Below are 22,413 nucleotides of genomic sequence, written 5' to 3' on the forward strand. Positions count from 1 at the left end.
ATGCGCGCCCGACGCTGCCGCGTCCACCGCATCCCACCCCGCGTCCGTGACGATCGCGATACGCCCCTCTCATGGGGTGAGACGGCGAGGCTTATAGATTTGATTTGGGTCAAACGGGAAGCGGAATATTTTTGCGAACAGGACTGGACAGCCAACTGGCTGATTTGCCCGTCGGGCAACTCAGCCGAGCTGTCCGCCATAGCTCGAAGAGCGAAGGCGGAAAGCGTGACCCGCCTCTTTATCGTCGGTGAAACCACTTGTTTGCAGACTAAGAGCACAGCTTGGTTGGCCTGATGGGGTTGCGTTCGCCATAGGCGGACATGCGGCGGTAGCTCCAGGCGGTAGCTCCAAGATAAAGCGACGGCCCCGGGTGTGGGACCCTGAGGCCGTCCGAGAGGTATACACACTGGAGGGCTCCCGACAGAGAAATAGCGCGAGCTTTGTTTTTTTGCTGGCAGAAAACTTGCGTCGCTCAACGGCTTTCTTTCCGAACGGCGGTGTATCCACATCCGGCGCGTTGTCATCTGTCGGCCGCCAGTCGCCCGGCGCCTCGTTCAGATGAGTAGATCATCCTGCAACGTCTCATCGGGCCTTACGCCCAGCAGATCGATCGTCTCGCTGCCGACATGCAGCAGCGTTCCACCGTGGTGGTCGGAGGATCTATCGACATTCAGGTCGCCAGAGTATTGCAGCGTGTCGACCAGCGGGTCGAAATCGGTGATGGTCGCGGTGTTGTGTTCGCGGCCGATGATGTCGAAGTTGAACACGAAGGTGTCGGCGCCGGCGCCGCCGGTCATGGTCTGGTTCCCGGACGCGGCGACCAGGGTGTCGTCCTTGGGTCCGCCGGTCAGGGTGTCGTTGCCCGGAGACCCGATGACCAGCCGTGCTTGCCCCTCGACCGCCTCGGCTCCGGTCGGGTCCACCCCGCCCAGCGTCCCCGAGTGCCGCTCAGTCGATACGAACGCGTCGGCCTGCATCGCCATGGTGTCCGTATTACGCTCGATGATGTCAGAAAGCGTGGTCGACCTGATGTCGTCCAGGGTCTGCCGGTCGAACCCCTGGTTCTCGAAATACAGCCGGTCGCCGTCGCGCAAGGCTGCAAACTGGTCCGAGAGGATCCTGCCGAAGGTCGGGCCGATCGCGGCGCCATCGAGGTGATCTTCCGCCAGCCCTCCGGTCCACAGATCGATGGCGTGCACGTCGCCGTAGGCCCGCTCCAGCGCCGCCGCCGTCTCGGGGTTGGAGGAGACTTGATCGAAGCTGGTGTAGGGGTCCAGCCCGAGCGCCTCCCTGGTCTGGTTCAGCGTTCCCAAGCCGAGGTCGTGAGCACGCCGGATGTTGATTGCGGCAAGGTCAATGGAGACCGGCGGATCGTTGAGAAGATTGCGCAGGTCGTCGATGATGTGTTCGTCCAGCTCATTCGCGGAGTCGCTGGTTAGGTTGCGCAATATGCCGTCGGCGCCACCGTGGGTGACGAAGGTCTCGGGCGACTCGAAGAAGGTTTCCGCCAGGCCTTGCGCCGACGTGTTGGCGCCCAGATCGTCCATGGCGTCGATATCGCTCGAGACCAAGGAGTGTCCGAACCGGAAGGCCGCCCCGGCGAATTCCGCGGTGATGGTCGGGTCGACATTGGGGTCGTAGCCGCGATAGTCCGGGATGGCATCCGGTCCGAGCAGGTGCGGCAGGAACTCGTTGTAGGTGATGTTGACCATTTCCGCGGTGGTGATGGCCCTGGCGGTCTCATACAGCCGGTCACCGCTCCAGTTCGGATGTTCCTCGTGCAGCCGGTCGACCTGGTAGTTGTGCTCGCGTACGAACAGGACTTGCAGCGCCGTCAGGTCCGGATTTTCCTGGGCCCGAATGTCGCCGGCCGCGAACGCCGACCCCTGCTCGGTCATGACGATCGGCAGGTTGTCGCCCTCCGACATCGTCATGTGCCCGTCGGCCGTGCGCAGGCTGGCCGCGGTAGCCGCATCCGACCCGTACACCTGCGAACCGTCGAGCCAGCCGGTCACCGTGTTGATTGCGGTCGCGGGGCTACCGGCCACGCCCGTCGTCGGATCGATGGCCACCCGCGTGATCGGGATCGTGGTGCCAGCCTCAAGGAACTCGTCGCCCGGCGGCACCACGACCGAAATGTCCTCCGTGCCGGTCCGTTGCAGATCCATGTCGTGGTCGATGAACTGGCCCCAGGCATACATCATCCCGGACAATGCCACTCCGTCGACCTGAAGATGGGTGTCGGGGCCACCCGCCACCACTATGTTGCTGATCTCGCGGGGATTGGGACCCGGCGTCATTTCGGAGATGCCGTCGGCAAAGTTGGCCGGACCAATTCGGGCAAAGTTGGTGTCGGCCTGGTTCAGGCCGGGCACGGCTTGATTGTTGTCGGAGCCGTCGATGGATCGAAAACGGAGTGCCATGGGGACCTCTTTCCGTTTGAGAGTCCAGCCCGGATCCCCAGTGCCCTCCTTTAGGCGGCACTTTCATGATTCGATGTGGCGGTCGCGCGGTCTTTCGGCATCGTTTCTGCGAAGTGGTCAATTCCATACACTTGGGATTTTGCAGCGTTAGAGTTGAGGTGCATCGAAACGGCGCGCCTGAGTCGTTCCGCAATTCCGCTAGGACACAGGCTGTTTCAGCATCATGGCCGACGGCTCACCGGACTATCAGAACGAGGTGCTCGAGCACGCAACCAGGTTCAACCTGTGTTTCGGCATGGAATGAGGACCCGTTTTCGGGGTGATCGGCATCCAATCGGGACCCCGGAGCTAGGGTCCACAGTGGCTTCCATCAATTCCATGCAAAAGCTTCGTTCCCGGTGGTTGCAAGCCATGTTTACCGGGCCTCGCAGCACATCGAAAGGAGATGGCGCCCGTTCACGCCGTGGATGGGAATTACGCCTTACGCCGCCGGACAGTTCACCACCTTCGATCTGCCCGCCTATGCCGAACAGGCGCTGTCCGGCACCTTCGCATTGAGCTACGGCGCGAAGAGCGTCACGGCATCGCGCAGCGAGTTGGGTGTTCGCACCGATAAATCCTGGGCGATGACGGATGCGATCTTCACCCCTGCGCGGCCGCTTTGCCTGGGCGCATGATTTCAACACCGACCGCAATATCGCCGCGACGTTCCAGACGCTGCCGGGCGCATCGTTTGTCGTCAACGGCGCGGCGCAAGCGCATGACGCGGCGCTCACCACTGCCTCCGCCGAGATGAAGTTCATCAGCGGCATCTCGCTCGCTGCCACCTTCGAGGGCGAATTCTCCGACGTGACGCGCAGTTACGCCGGCAAGAGCGTCGTGCGCTACCCCTGGTGACCTCCGGTATCGGCACTTTTCGGACCTGACGCACCCGGTCGGCGATGTCCGCAGATCGGAGAAGAGCAGATGTTCGCGGCGCGTTGTCAAAGTGACGCGATTGACCCGGAACGGACCTTCCTTGGCCATCGACTTGACTGGAAGCAACGCGCCGCCGATCATTTCACCGCGCCATCTTTCTCGGGCGCGGCAAATGCCGGATTGAGAAAGCGCCTTTGGCTCGCGGTTCAAAGCCGCGCGCCGGATCGAGACCGAGCCGGCCCGCCAATACAAGGCGCGCGCTCATTTTGTGAAACGGGGAGCGGCGGGCCGCAGGGCATTCACCGACTGTCCGTCCCAGCCCGGCCGCATAGCTGCGGGGGTTTTCCTCCTTCTCGCGGCGCACGGTCACGAACGCCGCGGTCCCCGCCCCTAGGGGAACGTCAGGCCAAAAGCGGCCGGGTCGGGCTGCTCGCCGTCCCGCGGGACCAAAAAGCGCTCCAGCCCACCCGGCACGAAGCTGAGCAGCAAGGTCGCCTGGTCGCCGACCACTTCGATCGTATGCGGCACACCGCGGGGAAGAGCCGCGTAGGCGCCCGGCCCCACCTCGACGCGGGCATCGCCGACCCGCGCGATTAGCTGCCCCTGCACCACGTAGACCAGCTCGTCCTCGCGCGAGTGGGTGTGCAGCGGCGGCTCCTCCCCGGCCCGCACCGTCCACAGGACAGCGCCATAGTCGCCTCCGGACTGGCTGCTCTCCACTTTCATCTCGACGCTCGAGCCCCCGCTCGAGGTCACCGTCTCGCCGCCGTGGGGCGGCGTGAGAACTGGCTGCTGGACTGACATTTGTAGCCTCCTGTTCGTATTAAAGATGACTATCCACCACCCGACGAGAATGACCTTGCAACGCCGGCGAGGGAAATCACCTCTCGCCATAGAGTCGATGGACGATCGTTATTGCCGCCGCGCCGCGTGATGCCGCCGCATCTGCAGAGACTTCTAAACCCGTTGCCGCCCTTGGACCAATCGAGGTTGCGCGTGCCAACGCGCGCCGCCGTCCTTGACCATGACGCTGCTCCTACGGTGGATTTGTCGTGCGCCACGTCGCCGACTGGATGCCGGACGGAGGTAAGAGAAAGAAAGAACATGGCCATTTTGCAGATGGGGCAGGATGCCTACAGAAAAATTTCGGAAATCCGGAATTGGCTTACGTGGGTAACGACCAAGCTGCTTGCACACTCAGGTCTGGTGGTGGCACGAAGCCAAGTCCAACCTGCAACTCGATGCGAGCTGACCCGGACGCGCTACGTCGCCTCTTGGCACTTTTCAGACATGCCGCGATGTCCGCTATCAGGGGTAAAGCGGAAGTGGCTCGGACATCGCCAAACCGACGCGATTGACCCCAACCGGACTCTGACAGTCTCGGCGCAGGAGGCCGGTTGTGAGATATCTGCTGCACGAGCTGACTGATACCTGCCAGTTCGGCATCGCGCCGCCGACAGACCTCAGATCAATGTTTGACTCGGTTCGCCTCTACGATCTCTAGTCTGAAGCTAAATACATTCGGCTCCTTGGGATCAACGATTGCCCGGACCCAATGCGTATCAGGATAACCAATGGTCGCTACTCTCGTGAAATTTTCGATAGCCCGTCGGCTTGTAGAGCCGAACAGAGGTTTGTCGACGCGAAAGATGTGAGTATCTCCATGCACGTAGACCACGGGCTTGCCGAAGGCCACGGTCTCCTTCTCGAGCGCAGCCAGAAACTCGTCGAAGCCAGTTGCTCTTCTCGTTTCAGGTGATTTGAGACCCAGGCCCTCCAGCATGTATCTCTGCTGCACGTATGCGGGCCAGGTATTTTCAAATCGGGGGTCGGCCTGAGCAACGATCATGATTGCTTTGCTTCCGCTCCGCGTAGCCAGATCGAAGGCTTGTCTCATCCACGCCAAGTTGGCCGCGTTACGCTCTGAGTACTCAGCGTCCATCTCCGGCGTGCGGCCCAGGTTATTGTTGCTGCCTATCACGTGGAGAGTGACGAACATTACGTCCCCCTGGGTCCAGCGCACGTTCTCGTGGAAGTTAGCGTAGCGGCTGTCTTCACTCTGGCGCGTCAACCGTATGGTGCGCCGACCAAGGCTCTGGTCACCGTGGAAAAACATCTGGCGGAGCTTTGCCAATCTCTCAAGCGGGTCATACGTGCGCGGCTTTGCCCGGTGACAATCGGCCCACTCGTTGTCTCCAGCCACGAATATGAAAGGATGTTTGGAGCTTTGAGCCAGACCCAGGCGATGCTCGAACGTCTCGTCACCGCACGGAGGGAACCCCCCAACTTGCTCAGTCCACGCCGCACCGTCATACCAAAAATCACCGTCGTGAACGACAAAGGCCAACTCAGCGACGTCTATCGCCCTCATGACGTTGGCAAGCTCCTTTTCTTGCCTGGCGTCATACGGCATGTCGCCGATCAGCGCGAATTCAAATCTAGCGCCCGGCGCTTCCCTTCCGCCCTGACTCGTGGCGCTGTTGGAAAAAAGTAGCATGACGTACGCAACAGTCAGGGCGAACGTCAGTCCCGTCAGAGAACACGCGCTCCACGTGCGTCCCATGTTTCTCATACCTGCCTCCTATGCAACCATGTGGCTGTCAGCCGCCGCGTCCAGTTTTGCGACGCTCGCGGCGCGCCATGAGATACCCGCGATCTATACCGTTCGCGAGTGAAGCCAGCGAGGCTGATGAGCTATGGGGCCGATAATCTGCAGATGTATCGTCACGTTCGGTGTGACACCGGTCCTCAAAGGCGCAAAGCCTGCCGACCTGCCGGTCATGCAGTCTACCAAATTTGAGTTCGTCATCAACCTTCGCAAAGGCTCGTGAGAGCCCCTCGTTAGTGCTCGATCCAAACAGTCATGCCCGGATCCAGGCCGGCGGGCTCTCCCTCCGGGTCGAGGCGCAAGCGCAGCGTATTGCGGTCATGATCGCCAATAACCCGCTCGGCCTGCCAGGTGGCAAAGACCCCGAGCGGCCGCATTTCGGTGATGACGCTTTTGATCGCGCCATCGGCACCGTTCCGCATCACGCTCACTGATTTTCCGACCGTGAGACCACTGAGATAGTCTTCGCGGGCATTGAACGAAAGCCATTGCCTGCCTGCCGCCTCGACCATCAGGATCGGTTGACCCGCGCGAACATTCTCGCCCACCTCTGCAGCGATGACGCTGACCACACCGTCGGCTGGAGCACGCAGGATCATCTTTTCAAGACGCCGCTCAAGCACCGCGACCGCGGCCGCCGCGGCCTGCACCTGCGCGTCGGCGATCGCGCGTTCCTCCCGGGTCGGGCCCGCCACGGCCGCATCGTAATTCACCTGGGCCTTCGCCACATCGGCACGTGCACTTGCAGCCTCGTTTTCGGCCTGGTCAAGCGCCTGCTGGGATTCAAAGCGCTGGCGTGCCAGCGTGCTGGTTCTCGTGAGCTGGGCCTGCGCATATTCGAGGCGAGCTTTTGCCTTGGCGATTTCATATTTCAGCGACGCCACCTGTTCGCGTCGCACGCCCACATAGGTGTTGTTGCGGTTCGCGATTGCCGACGCGAGGGCGGCCCGCGCCTGGTCCGCCTGTGCGGTCAACTCCACCGCTGAAAGCCTCGCCAGGACATCGCCGGCGTGCACGTGGGCGCCCTTCTCGACCGCAATCGACACGAGCTGGCCGTTCACCTCCGGCTCCACCCTGATTTCGGTCGCCCGGACGACGCCGATGAGTGTGGCCGCCGATCCCGAACGACGCACCGAATAGATCAGCACGCCCGCGGCCAGCAAGAGTGCGATCGCAACGATGGCGCTAACCCTGCGCATATCGTTGCCTCCTCTTGACCGCAAGCGCCGAGATCACCGCGAGCGCGAAATAGACCAGCGCCAGGCACCACAGTCCGAGCCAGTCATGCGTGACCTCGCTGATGCCGGCACCCAGCTGGTTGATACGCACCAGTCCATCAATTGCGAAGTCGGCGGGGAAAATCCGACTCAACGCGATGGCCGCATCGGGGATTGCCTCGCGCGGCCATGCGAAACCTGTGGTGAAGAACTGAGGCAGGCTTGTTGCAAGGAGGAGGAGTGTCGCGTTTTCCGGCCGCGTGAACCAGGCCCCGATGGCCTGTCCCATGAAACTGGTCGCCAGCACGAAGACCGAAGCCAGCGCGAAGAGCTGGGCGGGATTGCCGAGCGCCGAAAAGCCGTAGATCCGCGGCAGCACGATGAGATAAAGCGCGAGCACAGGCAGGTAAATGGTCAGGTGGGCAACGCCGCGGCCGAACACGCCGGCAAACGCTCCGCCGCCTTTCGCCAGTGCTGTGCCGGTCAGCATCGCGGCACCGATCAGAAGGGTTTGCTGCAGGATCAGCACAAACGCCGCCGGGACGATGTAGCTCGCGTAGCCGCCCACCGGGTTGAAGATTGGCTGCAGCAGAACGTCCGCCGGGCTCAAGCTGGCCAATTTCGCTTTGACAAGGCTTCCGTCGGATCGTGCGCCTCGCGAAACGAGCTCGGACGTCAACGCTCCGACAGCCGCGGCGACTCCGCTTGCGGTCGACCTGAAAATGAACAGGTAGGTGGCATCCGCATAGACCGGGATGTGAGCGGTGATGCCCTTGAGCACGTCGCGTTCGGTGTCCGGCGGAATTTCGACGGCGGCAAAAGCCCTCCCACGGTCGATTGCGGTGCGCGCTTCGGCAAGAGTGCGCGCGCGAACCGCTACGCTCAATGCTCCGCTCGCATCCAGCGTCTCGACAATCTGGCGGCTGAGATCGCTGAGGTCATTGTCGACGACCGCGATCGGAAGTTTGCGCAGAATCTGGTTGAGATAGGGCTGCGGATAATAAAGGCCATAGACCAGCGGCGCCAGGAACAGCAGGCTGAAGGCACTCCGCGTTCCGAGCACGCGGCGCCACTCCGCCGTAAAGGCGCCGCCGATCCCCCGCGGGGTCGCGCCGATCCCGGGCGGCTCGGGAAGCCCCGCCATCTCAAATCGGCCATTGCGCTTGAGGCTCGACATGCGAAGCAATGCGAGTCCGGCATAGAGCACCGTGAGGCCCGCGAGCGCCGCGAAGGGAACGGCGGATTCCGAGACCGGCAATCCCCGCGCGGCCTGGCCAAGCAACACAGCCATGTACCAGCGCAGCGGCAGAATCGCGCTCCAGACTTGCGCGAACGCATTCATGCCGACCGTGGGAAAGCCGACGCCGGCGTAGCCGAACGCAGGGGAGACAAAGAGGCCCGTAAATCCCAGCCCCGTCGCAAGGTCGCCGGTCAGGAGTTGCAGCAAGGCTCCCAGCGACAGGTAAGCAACAATCAGGAGTGAGGCTGCGGCCATCATCAACGGCACGTCTCCCTTGAAGGGGATTTGCAGCACTCCCTCCAGGACGAGCGGCTCAACCAACATGATCAGGAAAAAGATGCCGAACAGCGGCGCGAGCTTGCCGACCAGCGCGACGACCGGATCGCCTCCGGCGCTTTCAAGCCATTCCCGCGCGTTGCGACGGCGAAATTCGGATCCGACCGCGTAGCCTCCAGCCAAGGCGATCACCACATGAATAATCATCGGCAGCAGCGCGCGCAGCAGGAACTGCGCATAGTTTTTTTGCGGATTGACCAGCGCGATGGTCTCGCCGGACAGCGTCCCGATCGAAGCCGGCGCCGGCGCTGCGCGGCTGGCGGGGGCAGCCACCGCCGCCGCGGCGGAAAGCGTGTCGCTCAGGCCTGAGGACGCAATGCCGGCCGCGGTCAGGAACTGCTGGTTGTAGAACCCGACGACCTGCGGGCGGCGATCGGCCTTCAGGTCGCGCTCGAAATCCGGCGGGATAAAGATCGCCGAGATCGCCTTGCCCGACCGTATATCCCGCGCGGCGGTGGACAGCGTACCGGAGCGGTCCACGATTTGCAGGCTCGGAGACGCCGCGACGTATTCCACCAGGGCACGCGAAGCATCCGACCTGTCCTGATCGACGACCGTCACCCCGAGTTCCCGGATGACCGGACGGCTGAAGACGGTGGTGAGAACCACGAACGCAAAAAGAGGCACGCCGAAGATCAAGAGCAGCGCCACACGATCGTGAACCAGCCACTGGCACTCGCGCCATGCGACCATCAGAAAGCCGGGCTTCGAAGCCAGCCTCATTGCCGCGACCGCCAGTCGAGATAGGCGCTCATTCCCGGCCGCAGTTCGGGCACTGGCTGAACCGGGTAGGCGCGGATCGAAAACGTCCGCAAATCGAAATCGCCCGAAGCGCGCGTGGCACGCCAGCTCGCATATTCACCCTTGGTTGCAATCAGCTTGACCTCGACCGTGACAGGGCGGTCATCGAGAGCCGGAACACGTACGTTAAATCGATCGCCGACCTTCAGGCTCTTCACGAGATCCTCGCGAAGATCGAAGTGAATCCAGACATCGGCCAAATCGATCAGGGTAATGAGCGGCACGCCCGGCGATACATATTCGCCCGGTTCCACATTGCGCTGGTAGACCTGCGATGCGAGGGGGGCGTAGACCACCAGTTGATCGATGATCGATCGAACGCTCTGGATGTCGGCATTGGCCTTTTCGACATTCGTCCTGGCGATCTCCCTCTCTTCCTTGGTGTAGCCATTGACCGCCTGGTCGTAGGCCGATTTGGCTTGATCGACCGCCCGTTCGCTTTCGTGCAGCGTGTCAGTCACCTGGTCGAGGCGGGCTTGCGGCGCATTGCCCTGCTCGGTCAAAGTCTTGGTTCGGTCAAACGTCTTCTGCGCCAGCACCAGGGCCGCTTGTGCCCGCTCCAGCTCCGCTTTCCGCGCGGCAATGGTCTCCGCCCGGGTTCCGACGAGCACGTTGGCAAGCTGTGCCCCGGCAACAGCCATCGCGGCCTGCATTTGCCCGTGTTTGGCGACAGTCTCGGGATTATCGATGCGTACGAGCACAGCCCCTGCAGGAACGTTCTGGCCTCGTTCGACAGGTATTTCCTTGACCCGCCCGTCGACACGCGCGGCGATATCGAGCCGTGTCGCATCGGCTTCGCCCTGCACCAGCAGCGGTTCCGGCCGCAACAGATAAAAGACCGAAAGCGCGACGACGATGGCCGCGACGGTGCCGACGATAATGGAAGGAGCGCGCGTCGCGGTGCGCGTCTTCTCCTTTTCGTCAGTTGGCGCCTCGGTACTCTGAATTTCCTTACCAGAGGTCGGCATGTCCATGCCTGCCTCCACTTAGCTCCGGGATAGCGTTATTATGGCTTGATTGTTAAGCCGCGTCCATCGAGCTGACGTAACCCGCCATTTTATCGTCGGTGAACGGCGGATTGCGCGGAGTTCATCATCGGGCGCGCATTCGCGCGACCCGCTGGCTGATTCAACCCCGGAGCTTGCGCGTGGCGCTCTCGTGCCTGTTTCCCGCATCAGGCTACCGGCTACGACTTCTACATTGTACCCCGCGCAGGGGACCCAAAATTCGGTTCGATCAAAGCGTTCGCCAACCGGGCTCGAACGGTGCGATGGGAGCGCGCCCCGCTGCAACGCGCTCGTGCCGGCGCTGCTCTTTCCACACGGAACGGCCTGCTCGTCTAATTTTTAGATTGGCTGCAATGAAGGGTCGGAGCGGCGTCAGTCCCGCGACACGACCACCAACTCCGGTTAAGTCCATGCACTGGACCGTTGAGGTTTGCACGATCATTGTCACGCGCTCGACCGCGGGCATGGCCCTGCGACAAGCAGCATCACCTCCGCAGGTGACGACTTATACAATCCGGGAGCGTTGATAATCCTTCTACTGTGAACGGACCTGTCGCGCAGGCAGAATGCGCTTTCGGGCTCCACTTGATGGAGGCGGCCCATGCCAAGAACATCATTTAAGGTCGACCTGTCCCGCCCGCCGGAGGCAGCCGAGATCAAGACCCATAATCGATGGCATCCCGATATTCCTATGGTCGAGATGATGAAGCCCGGCGACGAGTTCCGGGTCGAATGTTTCGACTGGACCGGTGGCCAGATCGAAAATGACGACAGCGCCAACGATGTGCGTGACGTCGATCTTACCAAAGTTCATTACTTGAGTGGTCCGTTTGGAGTGGAAGGCGCGGAACCTGGCGATCTGCTTGTCGTCGATCTGCTCGATCTCGGATACTTGCCGGCCTCGCCTTGGGGATTCACCGGCATCTTCGCACGCGAGAATGGTGGCGGCTTCCTGGTTGATCACTATCCTCACGCACGCAAGGCGTGCTGGGACTTCCACGGAATCTATACAACCTCACGTAATGTGCCCGGCGTGCGTTGGGCCGGAATTGTACATCCCGGTCTCATCGGCTGCTTGCCATCGCAGGAACTGCTCGATCGCTGCAATAAGCGCGAGGCAGAGCTGATCGCAACCAACCCGGACCGCGTTCCTCCGCTCGCAACGGCACCCAACGCCGAAACAGCGTTGATGGGGCAGATGACGGGGCGGAAGTCTCAGGCGGCGGGAAAGGAGGCTTGGCGTACCGTGCCGCCGCGTGAGCATGGAGGCAATTGCGACATCAAGAACCTCTCGCGGGGTTCCCGCGTCTACTTCCCGGTCTATGTCAGGGGAGCCGGCCTTTCGATGGGTGATATTCATTGGTCGCAGGGTGACGGCGAGATCACGTTCTGCGGCGCTATCGAAATGGCGGGCTATGTCGATATTGGCGTCGATCTCATCAAGGGTGGGATCACCAAATACGGAATTACGAATCCCGTGTTCCAGCCGAGCCCGCTCGAGCCGAAATTCTCGGAATACCTCGTCTTTGAAGGCATCTCGGTCGATGAGAAGACAGGCAAGCAGTACTATCTCGACGCTCACATCGCGTATCGTCGCGCCTGTCTCAATGCGATCGAATACCTCAAGAAGTTCGGCTACACCGGCGAGCAGGCCTACGTGATCCTCGGCACGGCGCCGGTCGAGGGGCGGGTGAGCGGCATCGTTGATATTCCGAACGCGTGCTGCACCGTGGCGATCCCGACCGCGATCTTTGATTTTGATATCCGGCCCAATAGCGGCGGGCCGAAGCCGGGCATTTCCGCTGGCGTTGATCTCGCGGCTACCAGCTGAAGTCGCCGGCAGCGGCGAAAGGCGCAGCATGTGAGCTGCGCCCTTTGTCGCAACCGCCGAATTGCCCGCTGCGCGACGTCCGCGATTGGGCCCAGCCGGAGGACCGAACGATGCTTCTCGGTTTGGCGCTGTTCTGGGTTGGTGCCGTTTTGTGCCTGAACGGCATCTGGCTCCTGGGAAAGATTGGTGATCGCGAGATCGCCGTGATCGACGTCTTCGTAGGCTTCGTCACGCTGCTCGTATCGCTCTACCTGGCGTTCGGCCCAGGCGCGAACGCTGCCACGATCAAGGCCGCGGCGTTGACCCTCCTATTCACTTTCACCTACTTCTGGGTCGCCTGGAACCGGTGGAACGGCGCAGACGGACGCGGCCTTGGCTGGTTTTGCCTATTCGTAGCGATCACCACTGTTCCCGTGTTCATCGAGACGTTTGCCAACGCCCATACCGTTTGGGATGTCTGGTTCGGCATTTCCTGGGCGTCCTGGGGCGTCCTCTGGTTTTTGTTTTTTCTGATCCTCGCGCTTGGTCGCACAAACCTCACGAGAGCGACGGGCGTAATTTGCGCTCTGCAGGGCGTCTACACGGGTTGGATTCCGGGATACATGCTCTTGAGTGGGACTATGCCGGGCGGGCCGCCGACGACTTGACGGCCATGTTGGTTCGTTCGCCGCATTTCGGGGAGAAAATTCATGCCGCTCTATGATTATCAATGTCGTGTTTGCGGTCCGTTCAAAGAATTCCGGCCGCTGGACGATTGGGACAAAGACACCAAGTGCTTAAACTGCGGGAGGCCATCGAAACGCTCCATCGCGAGTCCGCGCCTCCAATGCGTTAGCCGAAACGTTCGCGTCGCGCACGAGCGGAATGAGCGCAGCGCTGAAGAGCCAAGGGTGATGCGGCGGGAAGAACTGGATGCAGCCGACGGCCACATCGCACCGCGCTCGCAGCAGCAGGGCCGCAACATGTACCGACGCTCAGCGCTTGGTCACGCCCACTGAGCGATTTCTCCTTCTGCACCGCGAAAACGCAGTCCGTGATCAATGCGGCGGCATTGCACCATTCGCCACAAGGCGAACGAGATCGACTTGCCGGTGCATTTCAGTCTTATCGTAGATCCGCTTCATATGGGTTCGTGCTGTGTTTTTGCTTATATGGAGTTTGCTTGCCGCCGCATGCAGCGAATAGCCGCTGACAATGAGGGCGGCTAGTCGCGCTTCAGCAGGTGTCAGGTGATAGAACTCGTACAGTTGGCGGGCTGCCTCTGTCATCTCAGTTGTTCCGACAAATACCGCGGCGACATGCTTGTGTCTGCCGCTTCTGTCGACTGCCGAATGCGGAATGGACTTGATCTGCAGAACAAGGGGGCGGCCGCCCGATGGACAAGTGATCGCAAGCTCGCCGTTCGATCTGACCATCCCTCCGCAAGCGCATCCGGCCGCTTCAGCCACAAGCCGCCTGAGTTGGCTGGTTTCATGGCTCGAAGCCGCCGCAAGCATACCATGCACCAGGTTAAGGTGGTCGTCGTCGGCCAGAAGCCGCTCAGCCGCGCGATTAAGGAAGACAGGATGGCACTCGCCGTCCACTATCAGTATCGCCTCTGAAAGGGCCTGCAAGACATCCGAAAGGACGTCTACTTTGCGACGAGTGGCAGCGAAATCGGCGCTGAGTTCGCAAGCACAATGAATCCGCCGCAGCAAGGAGGTCAGTTCGTGCTTATCTTCCGCGTCGAATCCTGGTTCATCGAGCGGCCTTAGGGCGACAAGGCCTCTGACCTCTTCAGCGCAGCCGAATGTGATTCCAATCAAACAGTGAAAGGCGTGCAGTGGGCGCAGCCAGTCCCGATAAAATTCGGTCCTAACAAGTTCCCAATTGGGCACCAACTCGGCACCCGTAAATGTTTCTCCCGGCATGAAGCGACGTTCAACATTGAGCCACACGTTCTTTCCGGAAAAACGGCCGCGGTAAAGCGCTCGGAATCTCTCATCGATACCGGCGGAGTGGCTGATCTCGCCCTGATGCGTGACGAAGTTATGATCGATGAAGGCAATCAGCGGTGCATTCAAATGCGCACGGAGCCGCACCATCACCTCGTCCCAGAGGTTCGGATCACCCGCAGCGTGGTGAGCGAGATGAAGGATCTCGCCGATTGTCGGATCGACGTCCGGCATATCTCCCTCCGGTCGCCCCGAAGGAGAAAGGAAACGCGACCTCGCCGTCGGCCTGCATTGCTGCGCACGCTGTTCCAGAAAGTCTGGAACGTGTCATTCACGACACATCGGCCGCCTCATTCAAAGACCGCGCGTCCCATCACTTAAGATAAGACTAGCACACGCCGCTGTGTTGAAAAAGGCGAACCACGGCAACCCTCGCTATATTAAACCCTTCCAGGATCCTGCACTGGTTGCCCGTTCATCATCACCCGGCGTCCGTCCTCGATCTGATTGGCCCGGCGCTCGTCGATAAGATAGATATCCATCGCCTTCCAGGTCCCTTCTTGATACCGTCGATAGATCTTCCGATAGACGGATGGATAGGTGACGTCCAAGGCCGATTGCCATTCTCCGTTATTCACGACCGCTACGAGCCGGCTGCCCGCGGGAATTTCTGGGAGATCCGGAAGGCCATCTGCGTCGGCCCCATCAATCGCCGGGTGCGAGAGCTTTTGCCCCTCGGCTTGAACGGCGAGAACTGCGAAGTGTCGTGCCATGGGGGCTGTCTCCCCTCCTACGAGTCGGCTACCGCGATCGGGATGCCGAAAGTATAGGGTGAGTGCGTGCGAATATACGCGATTGCACCACGCGCTTTGATCTCCTTGATGATCCATTCAGCCATTTTGTCGCGGTCTCCATAGCCCTTGTCGAAGGCGAATTTCTCACCTGCAGCATTGCTGAGATAGCCCAGACAACGGATCAGCAGCGCCCGCGCCTCATTCTCGGAGTGAACATAGAACGGCTCACGGGATGGAGCTGTCTCGTCCGTACTGTTAGCCTTTTTTACAAGCGTTCCGTGCTGATGATCCGAAGGCCTTTCATCAACCGCAAACTCGGTGATTGAATGGAGACCAAGCTTTCGGTCCAGTCGTCGACGATCAAGCAGACGGTGCCAGATAGCAATGCCCGCTTGTGTCTGCGCGATCTCATCATCGATCTCTCGGAAACGGCGAGTCTGCTCCTCTGTCAGACCCACAACATCAGCATCATTGCTCATACGGAAGCACTCCAACCTAAGCTCTTGAATTGATCAGTGACTTTGCCCTGCTTGTCTGGATTCATTAGAAAGCTGACAGGAACACGATCAGTCCTCCGCCCGCCATCAGTGCGGCACCGACCAATATTGCCGTCCATCCAAGCAGACGCCGTTCGGCTGAAACGGTGGTGCTCGAAACTTTGCCGAGAGCTGAATATCCATCATTGGAATCTCGCATCGTCAAAAACCCGCTCCTCCAGACGTCTCGGCTGCACAACATCCATCAATAGGTGACCACGACAAACCGGTCCATTCTACGTAGATTGACTTAAGCACGGCATTTGTTTGGGAAAGTCATACCTAAGTTTGCCGATTCCGGAGCAAGCCGCCCCTCATTTCGGGATCATGCCGGCTCCTGTTATGCAAATGGAGAGTCGATCGACCGTTTAAAGGGAACGTTTCCTCACGTCGTTTCAATGGCGCGCGAGGTCGGGCGCGTCGTACGATCACGAGTTCCGGCTTTTGCTACCAGGACGCTGGGCTGAAGTGTTTCTTCAAGTTAAATTGTGCAGTTGAAATCTTGGGAAGCAAAATGCCTGGCGTTGTCTCGGCTTCGCGTTCGGCTGAAGCGATCGGCGGCGGCGACTGACGCACGGAGTTCATCATCGGGCGCGCATTCGCGCGATCCGTTGGCTATTCCGCCCTACTGGCTGCGGCTAAAGTTTATTTTAGTTTGTTGAAATCCGCTTCTAAACTACCTAAAGTTGGTGTCCGCGTGATTGAATAAGAGAGAATGCGTTGGAATGTGGCGGACATCATTCGGCCGAACTTTCCGGCATGCGCGGGAAAGCGAACCGGTGACGGCGCCGCCATTCCAGTTGCGGCGCCTTGACCGGTGACCCACAATACTCTGATCCTCTCTGTCGTTGCCTTCGCCACGCTTGGGGTGATCACGCGTCCGCTGCGGATACCAGAGTATGTCTGGGCGGCGCTCGGCGCGGCGGCGCTGATCGCGTTCGGCTTTCTTCCTTGGCGCGATGCAATCGCCGCAGCGGCAAAGGGGATCGATGTCTATCTGTTTCTGATCGGCATGATGCTCCTTGCCGAGATCGGCCGGCAGGAAGGGCTGTTCGATTGGCTGGCGGCGCTCGCGGTTCGCTATGCGAGAGGTTCAGCGAGGCGACTATTCCTGATCATCTATGCCGTAGGCACGCTTGTCACGGTGTTCCTGTCTAATGACGCGACAGCCGTCGTGCTGACGCCTGCCGTATATGCCGCTGCGAAAGCCGCCCGCGTCGAGCCGCTGCCGTACCTTTTCATATGTGCGTTCATCGCCAATGCCGCGAGCTTTGTGCTGCCGATTTCCAATCCGGCGAACCTGGTCATCTTCGGCACCCATATGCCGCCGCTCTCACAGTGGCTTTATCAATTCACGCTGCCGTCGATAGCCTCGATCCTCGTTACCTATTTCCTTTTGCGATTTACCCAGCGCGCCGCGATAGATCAAAAGATTTCCACGGATTTCCGAACCGAGCCGCTTTCCGTTGGCGGCAAATGCGTTGCAGTCGGCATTGCTGTTACTGCTGTGGCGCTTCTTGGTGCATCATCGCTCGACCGGCAGCTTGGCTTGCCGACGTTCATTGCAGGAACCGCAGTGGCCATCATCGTGCTGATCATCAGTGGGCGGTCTCCGATGCCTGTGTTGCGGGATATCTCATGGGGAGTATTGCCGCTCGTTGCCGGGCTGTTCGTATTGGTCGCGGCTGTCCAGCAGACCGGGATCTTGAACTCGGTCACGCAGATGCTTCATGACGTGGCGGCATCCTCGCCTCGGGAGACCTCTCTCGGTGCGGGCATCATCGTCGCTCTCGCTTCAAACCTGATGAACAACCTTCCGACTGGCTTGGTCGCTGCCGCCGTCAGCCAAAGTGCCGACGTCCCGCTGCAAGTGACAAGCGGAATATTGATAGGCGTCGATCTTGGCCCCAACCTCTCTGTGACGGGTTCGCTCGCTACAATCCTGTGGCTAATCGTCCTGAGACGAGAAGGCGAAGCCGTGACAGCGTGGCAGTTCCTGAAACTTGGAATTGTCGTCATGCCCCCGGCATTGGTGGCGGCCCTGTTGGCACTCACGGTTGTGTCGTAGTCAACGAACGTCCGTATATGTCGCACTTATGAATCGCAACGACAATTGGTCTCGATTTCCTATGACCCCCGGCACATGATGCAGGCATCGCATCTAGAATGGAGCGACATGACACTATCTCACTTGAGAAACAGAGATGGACGACAGCATCTGCACCATAGCTGAAGCGACATAAAGAAACGATACGGACCAAGGGGCTCCGATATAATGGCCGCATCAATGGACCCTGCGAGGTGAGCGGCGCAAGACGAGCGCTTTGTGCCCTTTGCACGCCCGCTGCGGAATGCCTGCGCATTCCAAGGAAAACTGCCGCGTCCCACTAGACTCCGTTAGCTCAAAGGAGTTCTAATGCGCTTGTTACACGTCACAATGGGAGGAACTCACAGGAGAACCTCTTGGTGGTAGCGGGCTTGGTCGCGCTCTCACTCCCGCGATGGCGCAAGACACGCCGGCAGACGTTACTCCTGATGCACTCGCGTGGCCTTGTTAAATGCGCAACAATCCCATCATCGTGCAAAAATACGGCGGCGCCTGTCTTGAAACACCGGAAAAAATCCGCGCGGTCGCGAGCAGTCTCGCCGATTTGCATAGCCGCGGTCATCGTGTCGTGGCGATCGTTTCAGCGATGGGTAAGACCACCGACGAACTTATCAAGACGGCCTATCAAGTAAGCCCGCATCCCAATCGCCGTGAACTCGACATGTTGTTAACCACCGGCGAGCGCATCAGCATGTCTTTAATGAGCATGGCGCTGTCTGATCTCGGCGTGCCGGCCATTAGTTTTACCGGTAGTCAAGCCGGAGTGATGACCGACGAATCTCATTCCTCCGCGCGCATTCTGGATGTGCGGCCCATTCGCGTGCGCGACGAACTCGATCGCGGACGCATCGTGGTTTTAGCGGGCTTTCAGGGCGTGAATCCGGTGACCAAAGAAGTCACCACGCTGGGCCGGGGCGGCAGCGACACCACTGCGGTCGCCATGGCCGCGGCGCTAAAAGCCGAGTGCTGTGAAATTATCAAGGAGGTCGACGGAGTTTGCTCGGCTGATCCGCGCATCGTGGCAAATTCAAAACCCTTGCGTCAGCTGGATTTTACATCGCTATCCGAAATGTGTTTTTGGGGCGCCAAGGTTTTGCATTTTCGCAGCGTGGAGCTGGCACAAAGCCAGAATGTGCCCTTGGTTTTAAAAAAATGGGGCGGCGCTGAACACAGCACGCAAGTGATGAAGGAGGTTATGGGAATGGAAAGCGGAAAAGTCTTGGCCGTTAACTCGATGGCTCGCATTGAGCATGTGGAGGTCGATTCGGCGGATCTCAATCAAGGTTTTGAGAAATTCGCGCAGCATCTCAAACAAAACGGCTTATCTTGGCCGCAACTCCTCGCCTCGGCTTTCACCGCCGGAAGAACGCGCATTATGATGACTTGTGATTCGGAATCGCTCGACACTTTGCTGCGCACGCTGGAAAGGAGCAAAGACTTGCGGAAACAGCGTGAGACTTTGAGTTCGGTGAGCCTCACTTGCTTCGGCGGCGTTTCTTCCGACTTGCCATTCAAGGCGATTCAGATTCTGCAACATCACGGGATTGTCGCCGACAAGTATGTTTTGTCACCGCATTCGGTAAGCTTATTTATTCCTGTCGAGTGCCGCGAGGCCGCAGTCAAGGCTTTGCATTCGCTGATCTAGTCGACTGTTTTGCCAAGAAATTACGCAGCTGCACAACGTTTGAGGCGCACATCGCGTCATGAGGTCATGCGATGGCCGGACGGGTTGAAGAAGTGTGACAGGTCTGGGTGGTCGCGCGACAAATCGACCCCCAGCGACGCTAAAAACGACGATCGCAGCCCTGACCGGCTATTACGGGATCAACGGCCGCGACAGCACGAACGAAGGTTTCGAGCAAACGGCGCCGCGTTGTTCTGATTGGCCTGCAGGGCGTGGGTGGATCGCTCACCGGATTTGACTTAGCCGCACATTGATCCTTGACGAGAACGCCCGCCGTGTGTCCTCGTTCGCCGTCAGCTAGTGGGCTGCCTTCACCCCCTTGGAGGGGGAGGATAAGGAAGCACCGCTTTTCGTCGAGCACGCAATTGGTAACCGCATGCAGAAGTTTTCAATGACACGATTTTTTCTCGGCGTTTTTCCTGGCGCAGTCTTGTTGGCGCTTCCGTGCGCACCGCAACAGGCATCGGCTCAACCAGCTGCAGTTTCACCGAGACCGATTGCAGCTCCCACCAGACCAAACGCGGCGCCAGTCCAACGCGGCGCGTCCTGCCATAACGGCATGTCGTTCGGCCGCTTCCTCGCCGACCTGAAGCAGCAGGCCGCTGCCGCCGGCGTGTCGCAGCGGGCACTAGAAGAAACATCACCCTACCTCGTCTACGACCAGGGCATCGTCAACCGCGACCGCGGCCAGCGTGTGTTCGGGCAGGTGTTTACCGAGTTCGCGGGCCGGATGGCGGCGCCGTACCGCATGCAGCAGGGCCAGGCCAAAATCAAAACCTATGCCGCGGCCTTTGCGCGCGCCGAGAAGGAGTATGGCGTGCCGCCGGCGGTGATATCAGCGTTCTGGGGGCTTGAAAGCGATTTCGGCGCCAACATGGGCAACCTGCCGACCCTGCGCTCGCTGGTCTCATTGGCCTATGACTGCCGCCGGTCGCAGATGTTTCAGGCAGAGACCATCGCCGCGCTGAAAATCACCGAGCGCGGCGATCTCACGCCGGCCGAGATGGTCGGATCGTGGGCCGGCGAACTGGGACAGACCCAATTCCTGCCGACGCATTATTTCAACTACGCCGTCGACTACGACGGTGATGGACATCGCAATCTCCTGCACAGCCCGGAGGACGTGATCGGCTCGACCGCGAACTACATCGCCAACGGACTTAAATGGCGGCGCGGCGAACCATGGCTGCAGGAAGTGCGCGTGCCGCAAAACCTTGCGTCCGGTTTTACCTGGGACCAGGCCGATCTGACGATCCAGCATCCGCGTTCGAAATGGGCACAATTCGGCGTCACCTATCCCGACGGGCGGGCGCTGCCGAACGACAATCTGCCGGCGTCGCTGCTATTGCCGATGGGCCGCATGGGGCCGGCATTTCTGGCCTATCCGAATTTTGCGGCGTACACCGAGTGGAATAACTCGCTGATCTATTCGACCACTGCCGGCTATCTCGCCACCCGCATCGCCGGCGCGCCGCCGATGCATCGTCCGGCGGCGCAGATCGCGCAGCTGCCGTTCAACGAGCTCCGCGAGTTGCAGCAATTGCTGGTGCGCGCGGGGTTCAATGTCGGCAAGGTCGACGGCATCATGGGCCAGCAAAGCCGCAGCGCCGTGAAGGCGATGCAGATCAAATACGGCCTGCCCGCCGACTCCTGGCCGACCGCCGAACTGCTGGCGCGGATGCGCGGCGTGCCTGCCGCGCAACCGTTCCCGGTCGGAGCGTCGGCGGTCCGCTAGCACGCATACGGGCCAACAGCGGGATTGCTTCGTTCGCTCGCAATGACGGAAAAACTGGTTGAAGGCATTGTGGAGCGAGCAAGGCCGCGGACCTTTCGCTATCATCCGCGAGACGCGACGCGTCCGCTGTAGCTGAACGACCGAAGGCGGAAGCGACGAAGCAATTTGGTTGTCTTTCCTCGGGCAATATGGCTTGGTTGCTGCGCGGAGCCTGTCATTGGGCGGCGCTTGCGCCGACCCGTTGGCTCGCAACGACGGTCACAACGAAAAGAGCATCACATGTCCTTCTACGACACTTCCGTTCCGGCGTTCCTGCAGATCCTCAATAGTCTTTCCGGGATTCTCGGCAAGGCCGAGGCGCACTGTAAGGCCAAGAATATTCAATCCGACGTGCTGCTGGGCGCCCGGCTCTATCCGGACATGCTGCCGTTCACCCGCCAGATTCAGCTGGTTTGCGATTTCGCCGCCAAGGGCTGCGCGCGGCTGACCAATAGCGAGGTGCCGACCACCCCGGACACTGAAAAGACCTTCGATGAACTCAAGCAGCGGCTCGCCAACACGATCGACTATGTGAAGGCGTTCAAGCCGGCGCAGTTCGACGGCGGCGAGAGCCGCGACGTCAGCTTTCCGGCCGGCCCCAACAACACCATGACGCTGAAGGGCCAGCAGTTCCTCAATAATTTCGCCTTGCCGAATTTCTATTTCCACGCCGCGACCGCTCACGGCATTCTGCGCCACAACGGCGTGGAAATCGGCAAGCGCGATTTTCTCGGGGTGCGTTAGTTCTCCTCATGGTGAGGAGGCGCGCTCCCGGCAGCGCTCTTGCGCTGTCCGGTGCGCCGTCTCGAACCGTGAGGCCACAGACCTCATCCTTCGAGACGCGGCCAAGTGGCCGCTCCTCGGGATGAAGGACAAAATGACCCGCCGACGCGTAAGGCGGCGTCGGATGGCAGGCTCCGCGAAGCAATCCATTCTTTTCCCGCCGCATCCATGGATTGCTTCGCCTGGCTCGCAATGACGCGATCATGCTTTGCCGCGATGCCAGCCGCCGCCGCCGCAGCGACCGGGCCGTCACGGTGCCGCTCGGCCGTCAGGCCGCCGGCTGGGAGGTCGTTTATGCTGCGCTATTTCTGATTTCGAATGAATCATCCTGCGTCAACGCGCATACGCTGTTCCTCGATGCCGGGCATATGGCAGGCATGGTGCGCAGCTAGCCTGCGATATCCGAATAGCTCCCGGCAT

Annotated in this window: 18 protein-coding genes and 1 pseudogene; 10 read left to right on the forward strand and 9 right to left on the reverse strand. The window is 60.3% G+C overall.

Annotated elements, in window-relative coordinates:
- Positions 1–294 (forward strand): hypothetical protein (locus N554_RS41490; protein ID WP_036053275.1); only part of this gene is annotated, 294 nt, incomplete at its 5' end.
- A gap of 260 nt (positions 295–554) precedes the next feature.
- Here the strand turns inward: N554_RS41490 and N554_RS0115180 are convergent.
- Positions 555–2,423: a peroxidase family protein gene (locus N554_RS0115180; RefSeq protein ID WP_051677510.1), complete on the reverse strand. Its 1,869-nt coding sequence runs from the start codon at positions 2,421–2,423 to the stop codon at positions 555–557.
- A gap of 455 nt (positions 2,424–2,878) precedes the next feature.
- Here N554_RS0115180 and N554_RS35890 point away from each other — a divergent pair.
- Positions 2,879–3,320 (forward strand): annotated as a pseudogene (locus tag N554_RS35890) (autotransporter outer membrane beta-barrel domain-containing protein); the annotation flags it as partial.
- Positions 3,321–3,731: 411 nt separating this feature from the next.
- Here N554_RS35890 and N554_RS0115200 read toward each other — a convergent pair.
- The 5 genes from N554_RS0115200 to N554_RS0115230 form a co-directional block, all read right to left on the reverse strand.
- A complete protein-coding gene (locus tag N554_RS0115200) occupies positions 3,732–4,145 on the reverse strand; it encodes a cupin domain-containing protein (RefSeq protein ID WP_029584248.1) in 414 nt (137 codons plus the stop codon).
- Positions 4,146–4,809: 664 nt separating this feature from the next.
- Positions 4,810–5,913 (reverse strand): hypothetical protein, encoded by a 1,104-nt coding sequence (locus N554_RS0115205; protein WP_051677511.1) that lies wholly within the window; start codon positions 5,911–5,913, stop codon positions 4,810–4,812.
- A 269-nt stretch (positions 5,914–6,182) separates the two neighbouring features.
- Positions 6,183–7,112: an HlyD family secretion protein gene (locus N554_RS0115220; RefSeq protein ID WP_245283616.1), complete on the reverse strand. Its 930-nt coding sequence runs from the start codon at positions 7,110–7,112 to the stop codon at positions 6,183–6,185.
- 22 nt (positions 7,113–7,134) lie between these two features.
- Positions 7,135–9,465 (reverse strand): ABC transporter permease, encoded by a 2,331-nt coding sequence (locus tag N554_RS0115225; protein ID WP_029584251.1) that lies wholly within the window; start codon positions 9,463–9,465, stop codon positions 7,135–7,137.
- Positions 9,462–10,517: an HlyD family secretion protein gene (locus tag N554_RS0115230; RefSeq protein ID WP_029584252.1), complete on the reverse strand. Its 1,056-nt coding sequence runs from the start codon at positions 10,515–10,517 to the stop codon at positions 9,462–9,464. The genes N554_RS0115225 and N554_RS0115230 overlap by 4 nt, the downstream gene beginning before the upstream one ends.
- 634 nt (positions 10,518–11,151) lie before the next feature.
- Here N554_RS0115230 and fmdA point away from each other — a divergent pair.
- The 3 genes from fmdA (at position 11,152) to N554_RS43025 (ending at position 13,379) form a co-directional block, all read left to right on the forward strand.
- Positions 11,152–12,381, forward strand: coding sequence for a formamidase (gene fmdA / locus N554_RS0115235; RefSeq protein WP_029584253.1), 1,230 nt, complete (start codon positions 11,152–11,154; stop codon positions 12,379–12,381).
- A 110-nt stretch (positions 12,382–12,491) separates the two neighbouring features.
- Positions 12,492–13,028: an AmiS/UreI family transporter gene (locus N554_RS0115240; protein ID WP_029584254.1), complete on the forward strand. Its 537-nt coding sequence runs from the start codon at positions 12,492–12,494 to the stop codon at positions 13,026–13,028.
- 42 nt (positions 13,029–13,070) lie between these two features.
- Positions 13,071–13,379, forward strand: a complete 309-nt coding sequence (locus N554_RS43025; protein ID WP_081851277.1) for an FmdB family zinc ribbon protein — start codon at positions 13,071–13,073, stop codon at positions 13,377–13,379.
- 39 nt (positions 13,380–13,418) lie between these two features.
- Here the strand turns inward: N554_RS43025 and N554_RS0115250 are convergent, their stop codons facing one another.
- The 3 genes from N554_RS0115250 to N554_RS0115260 all read right to left on the reverse strand — a co-directional run bounded on the left by N554_RS0115250 (position 13,419) and on the right by N554_RS0115260 (position 15,588).
- Positions 13,419–14,549: a helix-turn-helix transcriptional regulator gene (locus N554_RS0115250; protein ID WP_029584256.1), complete on the reverse strand. Its 1,131-nt coding sequence runs from the start codon at positions 14,547–14,549 to the stop codon at positions 13,419–13,421.
- 206 nt (positions 14,550–14,755) lie between these two features.
- Positions 14,756–15,088 (reverse strand): hypothetical protein, encoded by a 333-nt coding sequence (locus tag N554_RS0115255; RefSeq protein ID WP_029584257.1) that lies wholly within the window; start codon positions 15,086–15,088, stop codon positions 14,756–14,758.
- A 17-nt stretch (positions 15,089–15,105) separates the two neighbouring features.
- Positions 15,106–15,588 carry a hypothetical protein gene (locus N554_RS0115260; RefSeq protein ID WP_029584258.1) on the reverse strand — a complete coding sequence of 161 codons (483 nt, stop codon included), beginning with the start codon at positions 15,586–15,588 and terminating at the stop codon, positions 15,106–15,108.
- Between the two features lie 874 nt (positions 15,589–16,462).
- Between N554_RS0115260 and N554_RS0115270 the strand changes: the two genes are divergently transcribed.
- The 5 genes from N554_RS0115270 (at position 16,463) to N554_RS0115290 (ending at position 22,385) form a co-directional block, all read left to right on the forward strand.
- Positions 16,463–17,713 (forward strand): arsenic transporter, encoded by a 1,251-nt coding sequence (locus N554_RS0115270; protein WP_029584259.1) that lies wholly within the window; start codon positions 16,463–16,465, stop codon positions 17,711–17,713.
- 490 nt (positions 17,714–18,203) lie between these two features.
- On the forward strand, positions 18,204–19,397 hold the full coding sequence (locus N554_RS0115275; protein ID WP_029584260.1) for an aspartate kinase: 1,194 nt from the start codon (positions 18,204–18,206) through the stop codon (positions 19,395–19,397).
- A gap of 430 nt (positions 19,398–19,827) precedes the next feature.
- Positions 19,828–21,171, forward strand: a complete 1,344-nt coding sequence (locus N554_RS0115280) for a lytic murein transglycosylase (protein WP_029584261.1) — start codon at positions 19,828–19,830, stop codon at positions 21,169–21,171.
- A 279-nt stretch (positions 21,172–21,450) separates the two neighbouring features.
- Positions 21,451–21,954 carry a DUF1993 domain-containing protein gene (locus N554_RS0115285; RefSeq protein WP_029584262.1) on the forward strand — a complete coding sequence of 168 codons (504 nt, stop codon included), beginning with the start codon at positions 21,451–21,453 and terminating at the stop codon, positions 21,952–21,954.
- A 242-nt stretch (positions 21,955–22,196) separates the two neighbouring features.
- Positions 22,197–22,385: a hypothetical protein gene (locus N554_RS0115290; RefSeq protein WP_197033592.1), complete on the forward strand. Its 189-nt coding sequence runs from the start codon at positions 22,197–22,199 to the stop codon at positions 22,383–22,385.
- The last annotated feature ends 28 nt before the right edge of the window (positions 22,386–22,413 follow it).

The organism is Bradyrhizobium sp. URHD0069 (assembly GCF_000701345.1).
Lineage (GTDB): Bacteria > Pseudomonadota > Alphaproteobacteria > Rhizobiales > Xanthobacteraceae > Bradyrhizobium.